This is a genomic window from Limnobaculum parvum (genome assembly GCF_003096015.2).
In the GTDB taxonomy this organism is placed as follows: domain Bacteria; phylum Pseudomonadota; class Gammaproteobacteria; order Enterobacterales; family Enterobacteriaceae; genus Limnobaculum; species Limnobaculum parvum.
Window position 1 is genome coordinate 2,495,893 of record NZ_CP029185.2, and the last position, 7,743, is coordinate 2,503,635.

The following is a 7,743-nucleotide window of genomic DNA, read 5'->3' on the forward strand; positions in this document are numbered from 1 at the left end:
TCGGTTATATCTTGCTTATTCAGGCTGATGAAATAAAACTCTCAGGCCTGCCGTTATAACCTATGTTTAGGAAAAATCACTATGACGCGTCTTACTTCCCGTTTTGGCAATACAAATAATATTCGCCGTGATTATCCATTAACCAACGACGAATTAGCCCGTTATGTCCCCAGCATCTTCTCTGAAGAAAAGCACCATTCCCGTAGTGATCGTTATACTTATATCCCAACGATTACCCTGCTGGATAAACTTCGTCACGAAGGGTTTCATCCCTTCTTTGCCTGTCAGACCCGTGTCCGAGATCTGGATAAGCGTGACCATACCAAACACATGTTACGCCTGCGCAGAGAAGGACAAATTGCCGGAAAAGAAGTTCCGGAAATCATCTTACTGAACAGCCATGATGGTTCCAGCAGTTACCAGATGATACCAGGCCTGTTTCGCTTTGTTTGCAGTAATGGACTGGTCTGTGGTGACAGCTTTGGTGAGGTTCGGGTTCCCCATAAAGGTGATGTGGTTGGTCAGGTTATTGAAGGGGCTTATGAAGTATTAGGGATTTTCGATAAGGTGACTGAACAACGCGAAACCATGTTAGGTACAACATTATCCCTGCCTGCTCAACAAGCCTTCGCCCACGCAGCACTAACTTATCGTTTTGGTGAAGAGCACCAGCCCATTACTGAAAATCAGTTACTCATACCCAGACGTTGGGAAGATAAGAAAGACGATCTCTGGTCAACCTACCAACGAGTGCAAGAAAACCTGTTAAAAGGTGGTATCCGAGGTATCGCCGCTAATGGTAAGCGCACGCACACCCGTGCGGTAAAAAGTATTGATGGAGATATCAAACTAAATAAGGCGCTCTGGGTGTTAGCTGAGGAGATGCTACGACTCGCTTAATAACTGTCTCATTCCACTCTCTTTTTATTGCGCTATACACCAGCCCTCCTCTCACCATGATGTTTTAGTCCTATACACACTAAATCAGGAAAATATAACGATGAATGACAATACATTCACGCTGTCCCATATCCAAAATGCATTGGACTGGGCCTATGACAAAGCCTTAAACGGTATAGCCGGTTTAGATTCAGCTCGGGAACTGGCTGATTCCTATTTATCAGAAAGTGATAATCTGCTCGACAATGTTAACGCACTTATTCGCTGGCAAAATGCCAAAGCAGGAGCCAGCGGTTTTCTGACAGGTTTAGGTGGGATGATAACGCTACCTGTCGCTATTCCAGCCAACATCACCAGCATTATATTTATTCAAGTCAGAATGGCCGCAGCCATTGCGTATATGGGAGGACACGATCCCAGAGACGAGAAAGTCAAAACGTTCATTTACTTATGTCTGTGTGGAAATGTCGCTAAAGACATACTGAAAGGAATTGGTATTAAGATAACCGGGACCGTTTTGAACAAACTTTCCGCAGAAATGGTTAATAGTATCAGCCGGTCAGTTAGTACCCGCTTATTATCTCAACTGGGGCAACGAAGCAGTGTGAATTTGGTTAAATTTATTCCCTTTGCAGGAGGCTTGGTTGGCGGTCTGTTTGACAGTGTTTCTACCAATATCGTCGGTAATATAGCCAGGGATATCTTTATTCAATCAGAGACAAATCTCATGCTAATTCAAAATAAATGAATCCGATATATCAACATTTTTAACTCCTCAGTCTATAGAAACAGGCTCACCAGCAATGGTTAAGCCTGTTTTTGTTATTTTATTTCCACCTATTATTGAGAGTACGACTATGCAAGATAAAGTACGCGAAAAACGCATCATCAATATGGCATTACAACTATTAGAAAAGCAGATAAAAGTCAGGCCTTACTCTTTTACTTCATCAACCCAGACCAGAGACTACCTGCGCTTACAGTTGGAACGATTAGAAAAAGAAGTATTTATGGTTTTATACCTGGATAATCAGCATCGTCTTATTTCCAGTGATATAACAGCCATCGGTACCATTAGTGAAGCATCAGTGTATCCCAGAGAAATTGTTAAAGAATCGCTCACGTTCAATGCCGCTGCCGTTATCCTTGCACATAATCATCCCTCAGGGGTTGCAGAGCCTAGTCAGGCAGATCGTGCACTTACTAACAAACTGAAAGAGATTTTATCGCTGGTCGAAATAAAATTATTAGACCATTTTGTCGTTGGCCATGGAGAACTGGTATCGTTTGCCGAACGGGGCTGGTTATAGTTCAAACCACCCTCGACTTCCCCAAGTCTAGACCAGACCCACACTACCCTCTCCTCTATTTCACTACTATTTACCAACAATAACATGGAGATTTTCCTATGCTGACATTCCCTGCGCCAAAAACTGGCGCATTTCATTTTAAATTATTACACGATATCGTTCAGGAAGACTGGTTCACGCTGTGTCATCTGGTCACCCGCGCCCATCGACAGGTCCGCCTGAATCCCGAAAGCACAGGCATTACCCCTCTCCCCGTTATCTGCAATGGTGCCGGTATCACGCCACTGCGTTACGATGATAGCCTGATAGGACTCGGCGTTATCGTCTTTAACGGGGAGCATCACCATCAACTCAGCAGCGATACCTTTATCTTGAACCGACATCGCCATCCTTACGACCGGGGATATTGTCATACCCATGGTCACCCCTACCGTTTTATGGTCATGGCGGTATTACTGCTCGCCCAACACACCTGTCCAAATGTCTGGAAAATCACGTCTGATGTCAGTGGTGCTGAATGGCAACATGTCGCTGACTGGTTGTACACTGAACTTGCGATAGGGATAACGCTTCCCACCGAAATATTAGCAGGAGTAACACAATGAATCTGACTACGCGTCTACTGTCACTAAAATCACTGGAGAATGTTGATTTGATACACACTGTCTGGGTCACTGAATCGGCGTTTAACGATTTAACAACGTTGGGTAGCGAAGGTATTTTCTACCCAGTAACGAAAAGTTCAGCAAACGCGGAGTTCGTCATACTGGACCTTGAGTTTATCCGTGACCACCAGTTGGATTTTGATAAACCTGCTTTTACTGAATGGTGTCGAACACACTTATCCCTAAACATGGTTGCGTTGCAACCACTATCCTATTTGTTTGTAATCGGGACAGATGAAGTCTAAAACGATTTACTAAACAAATAAATCTCTAGTCGTAGTCAGTGCATATCGTTTGCTGAAAGAGGATGGATATAATAGGTTAATTGCCCTTCTTATATGGCTTCTGACGCGCTTTTCGTTTAACCGATGTATATCAATTATTAGCGGGCATAAATGCGGGCACTTTATTAAGGTAAAAATTTAATAACATTTAAATTCAAAATGATAAATATCAAGTATGACGTCTGTCGGGGACGCCATTTAGATAACCATTATTTCCAGTCTCCCTCCCTAATTATTAATGTTATACAACTCACCAATATTGAACGTCTTTTTTATATAACTGACTTATTTATATACTATTAAACCTATCTTGATTGATGCTAAACGCTATCAAAATTAATGGTCAATAATATAGATAAACAGGAGTTTCCGGTGAGTTTCTATTCGTTTGAAGGATTAATACCTGTTGTTCACCCGAATGCATATGTACACCCCAGCGCAGTGCTTATTGGGGATGTTATCGTGGGTGAAGGTGTCTATATCGGCCCTAACGCTTCTTTACGGGGGATTACGGGCGGCTGATTCTGGAGAATGGCGCTAATCTGCAAGATAACTGCATTATGCATGGCTATTGCGATATAGATACCATCGTTCATTCATGCGGTCATATTGGGCATGGTGCCATATTGCATGGATGTATCATCGGTCGTGATACTCTGGTGGGAATGAATAGCGTCATTATGGATGGCGCAATCATCGGCGAGGAAAGTATCGTTGGTGCGATGAGCTTTGTTAAAGCGGGATTCATTGGCAAACGCAGGCAGTTATTGATGGGGATCCCGGCAAAATACGTGCGTGACGTTTCAGACGATGAACTCCACTGGAAACGCCTGAACACCTTAGAATATCAGGACCTTGTTTCCCGCTCGCAATTATCATTGCGTGAAGTGACTCCTCTGGAACAGACGGAGCCTAATCGACCCCGGCTGAAAGGAACTACGGAGGTTAAGCCTAAAGGGGAGATGGGGTAATTTATTGGTATTTTGTGGGTTTTCATCTTTTGATGATGTTTCTACGAATACATCAAGCTGTCCCAATAATAGGGAGGTGGTCTGGTGCTTTTTCACCCATTTAAGATGCTATCTGGACCTGTCAGGGCCAGCCCCTCCTGAAGTGCTTTCAGAGCTTTATCAAAATCGAAAAACTAAGACATGTATCATTCCTTTTCGTCGGTATTTTACTGGAATAACACAGAATTTCTAACACTCCCAATATATTGTATACTCACCGACCTTGTAACATCTGGTCATATAGCCTACACCACTGTGCGATGCATCGGTTAGCCTTGTTCTCGGCATAGTTATTTGCTTTTGGGGTTGTAATAAACCTGATTACATTTAACCACTATGTTGCTCAATAAAATAATTTCAAAAATTAACAACCCTAATAGGTATCAGGAATATATTCCTATGACAGAAAACTTTTCCCCCATTATTGGGATCGATTTGGGAACGTCTAACAGCGCTGTGGCGTGGTTTGCTGATGGAGAGGCTAAACTGATAACCGGAGCAAAAGAAGAACGATTAACACCATCAGTGATTGGTATTGACGATGATGGAAACTTATTAGTTGGTGCATCGGCAAAGGCTCGATTGGTGAGTCATCCGAATCTTTCAGTTGCAAGTTTCAAGCGTTATATGGGGACCGAAAAAACGTTTACTCTTGGTGACCGTAAGTTTCGTGCTGAAGAATTATCAGCATTGGTGCTACGTAAACTAAAAGCTGATGCTGAAGTAACCTTGGGCTGTTCAGTAACACGAGCTGTGATTACTGTACCCGCTTATTTTAATGACTCACAACGTAAGGCGGTGAAAATTGCCGGGCAACTGGCTGGCTTAGAAGTCGAAAGGCTACTGAATGAACCAACAGCAGCCGCGTTAGCCTATGGTCTCGCAGATAATTCCGAGCAAAAATTCCTTGTCTTTGATTTGGGGGGAGGAACCTTCGATGTATCTATTGTTGATATGTTCGAAGGGGTTATTGAAGTACGCGCCAGTAGTGGTGATGCATGGCTGGGAGGGGATGACTTTACTGATACTATTCGCCGATGGATGATTACCTACTACCCGGCTCTTTCAAGTGACAATCCTGAACTGGCTGCTGAATTGACATTTTTTGCCGAGAAGTTGAAATATCAGTTAAGTACAGAGGATATTAGTCGCGTACAACTTACCCATGATGGACTAGAGTACCACTGGGAACTTACCAGCGAGACTTTCAGTGAATGTTGCAGTGGGCTGCTTTCCAATTTAAAGAAACCGGTGGTTCAGGCACTTCAAGATGCACAATTCGAGGTCAATAAACTGGATCATGTGATCTTGGTAGGTGGTGCAACACGAATGCCCATTGTACGCCAATTAGTCACACGCATGTTTGGTCGATTTCCTCGCAATGAGCTTAATCCTGATGAAGTTGTCGCATTGGGGGCTGGTATACAGGCCGGACTGATTGCTGAAGCGAAGGCTCTAGACGATATCGTGTTAACTGACGTAATGCCTTATTCCCTTGGTATCGAAACAGCTCGTCGTAACAATGGTAAAATAGAAGATGGCTATTTCACGCCACTAATTGAACGTAACGCATTCGTACCAGTGAGTGTGATGAAAACGTTTAGTACACTCCATGACTACCAGCGTCAAATCGATATCGTAGCTTATCAAGGTGAAGCTCGTCGCGTAAGCGACAACCTATTGCTTGACAGTATGACGATAGCCGTACCATCACGCAAAGCCGGTGAGGCTGGCGTGGATGTCCGTTTTACCTACACGCTGGACGGTATCCTCGAAGTAGAATGCAACATCACAGGGGAATCGACAACATCAACCATGATAGTGGAAAAAACACCAGGAACATTAAGCCAAGAAGAAATAGCTGAACGTTTGAAACAACTTGATGGTTTGAAGCAACATCCACGGGACGTACCCGCTAACCGACAATTGCTTGCCGAAGCAGCAAAACGTTACGAACAAACGTTAGGCGAACGCCGCCAAGTTATAGATCACTATATTAACCAATTAGAACAGGCTTTGGATCGTCAAGATCTGCGGATTATTACGATAGCGCGAAATGAGCTCCGCCAAGTACTGGATCAGTTTAACGATGGAATGTAATTAATGGCGACGATATGGGATGTACTCGGTATTAAGCCTACTACTGATGAAAATGAAATTCGTCGCGCTTACGCCCGAGAATTAAAGCTGCGACGACCAGATAAAGATCCACAAGGTTTTCAACAGCTACGCGAAGCATTTGATCATGCAAAACATTATGCCAAGGGAATCGTGATACAAAAAACCATTCCGGCTACGGATGTTTCATTTGATGTACAACCTGCAACGTCAATAATGGACTATGTCAATAATCTGATGGAGGAACCCTCCTCAGATTCTGAAGCAAAATGGCAACGCAAAGAGTTGAAGGTACAGGCAACCGAAATAGCTAAGTCACTGGTCAAAAATGAGCTAGCCGGGCTTAGGCATTTACACCACTATCTCGATCATGAAATGCCTGACGCCTTAGAGGCTCGGGGTATCTTTAGTATGGAGTTAGCGGAAGCCTTAGGAAATCAACCTTGGTTAGATCGTAGTGTCGTACGTGAAGTCTCTGCTGTGATGAACTGGGGTGTGGACAACTATCGTTCTTCACAACTTCCTCCTTGGTTGCTAAATGCTTTAGAAGAACAAATTGCTATCACGGATCAGGAAAATCACTGGCAATATCTGGCTCGCCATTACAATAGTAATAGTAGCTATTTAGAACAATTGAAATGGCGATTGCTCACGGAAAAAGGAGTCGCACTTCCTTGGTGGACACGGTTTATCCCTGATTTTGTTCCTGGACTTAACAGGCAGGTAACCGAACTTCGAAAACAATTTCCAGAACTTATTGCTCGTCTTAACCCTAAGCTGCTAGAAATGTTCTCCCGATCTACATTTGGACTGAGTTGGACAATGCTGATTGCTGTATCGTTCTGGGGTTACACTGCATGGTTACCGGGACATGAATCCCCTAAAATGGCGATACAATCAGTGATAATGCTGGTAGTTGTTAGCAGTTATCTCTGGGTATATCCAGCTCTTGATCGCAAATGCCCTCCTGAAAGCAAATCTCATAAGGTATTACAATCAATAGTCTGGCTAGTTTCTATAGCTATTATTTTCCTAGCTTTATATAACACATGGCGAGGAGCCGGTTTCTTAATAGGGAATGACCGTATATTCTTCTTGTTATTTTTAATGATACCAATAGGCTGGTTTTTATGGAGCCGCCGTAAACAATGGCGCACTTTACCCATTGGCATTGTGGTCACTATCATAGAGTTTCCTGCGCTATTTATTCGTAAATTACCACCTGTGATTAACTTGTTGGGACTGCTGTTTCTGCCGATGATATATGGCATCCTTATTCAGATGATTTACTTCATGAAATGACCCCAGAATATTGCCATCTATCGCCAGACAAAGTTTTTATCAGACACGGCTCAATTCAGGGACAGATCTTTATAATTGTCTCATTTTAAGGGAAGTGGACACTATCGGGTCCTGACAAACAAAAATTCTATGCGCGATAACGTAAACTGACGCT

At 43.3% G+C, this 7,743-nt stretch carries 7 protein-coding genes and 1 pseudogene; all 8 read left to right on the top strand.

The window, feature by feature from the left end; all coding sequences use genetic code 11:
* The first annotated feature begins 81 nt into the window (after positions 1-81).
* The 8 genes and pseudogenes from HYN51_RS10540 (at position 82) to HYN51_RS10575 (ending at position 7,589) form a co-directional block, all read left to right on the top strand.
* Positions 82-900 carry a DUF932 domain-containing protein gene (locus tag HYN51_RS10540; RefSeq protein ID WP_108899983.1) on the top strand — a complete coding sequence of 273 codons (819 nt, stop codon included), beginning with the start codon at positions 82-84 and terminating at the stop codon, positions 898-900.
* 100 nt (positions 901-1,000) lie between these two features.
* The gene (locus tag HYN51_RS10545) at positions 1,001-1,648 is read left to right on the top strand and encodes an EcsC family protein (protein ID WP_108899984.1); all 648 of its coding nucleotides are present in this window, start codon (positions 1,001-1,003) and stop codon (positions 1,646-1,648) included.
* Positions 1,649-1,757: 109 nt separating this feature from the next.
* Positions 1,758-2,210, top strand: a complete 453-nt coding sequence (gene radC, locus HYN51_RS10550; protein WP_108902031.1) for a RadC family protein — start codon at positions 1,758-1,760, stop codon at positions 2,208-2,210.
* 98 nt (positions 2,211-2,308) lie between these two features.
* Positions 2,309-2,815 (top strand): hypothetical protein, encoded by a 507-nt coding sequence (locus HYN51_RS16365; RefSeq protein WP_157953028.1) that lies wholly within the window; start codon positions 2,309-2,311, stop codon positions 2,813-2,815.
* On the top strand, positions 2,812-3,120 hold the full coding sequence (locus HYN51_RS10560; protein WP_108899986.1) for a hypothetical protein: 309 nt from the start codon (positions 2,812-2,814) through the stop codon (positions 3,118-3,120). The genes HYN51_RS16365 and HYN51_RS10560 overlap by 4 nt, the downstream gene beginning before the upstream one ends.
* 411 nt (positions 3,121-3,531) lie before the next feature.
* Positions 3,532-4,130, top strand: a pseudogene (gene caiE / locus HYN51_RS10565) (carnitine operon protein CaiE).
* A 438-nt stretch (positions 4,131-4,568) separates the two neighbouring features.
* Complete coding sequence (locus tag HYN51_RS10570; protein ID WP_108899987.1) at positions 4,569-6,269, top strand: molecular chaperone HscC; 1,701 nt, start codon at positions 4,569-4,571, stop codon at positions 6,267-6,269.
* Positions 6,270-6,272: 3 nt separating this feature from the next.
* A complete protein-coding gene (locus HYN51_RS10575; RefSeq protein ID WP_108899988.1) occupies positions 6,273-7,589 on the top strand; it encodes a J domain-containing protein in 1,317 nt (438 codons plus the stop codon).
* The last annotated feature ends 154 nt before the right edge of the window (positions 7,590-7,743 follow it).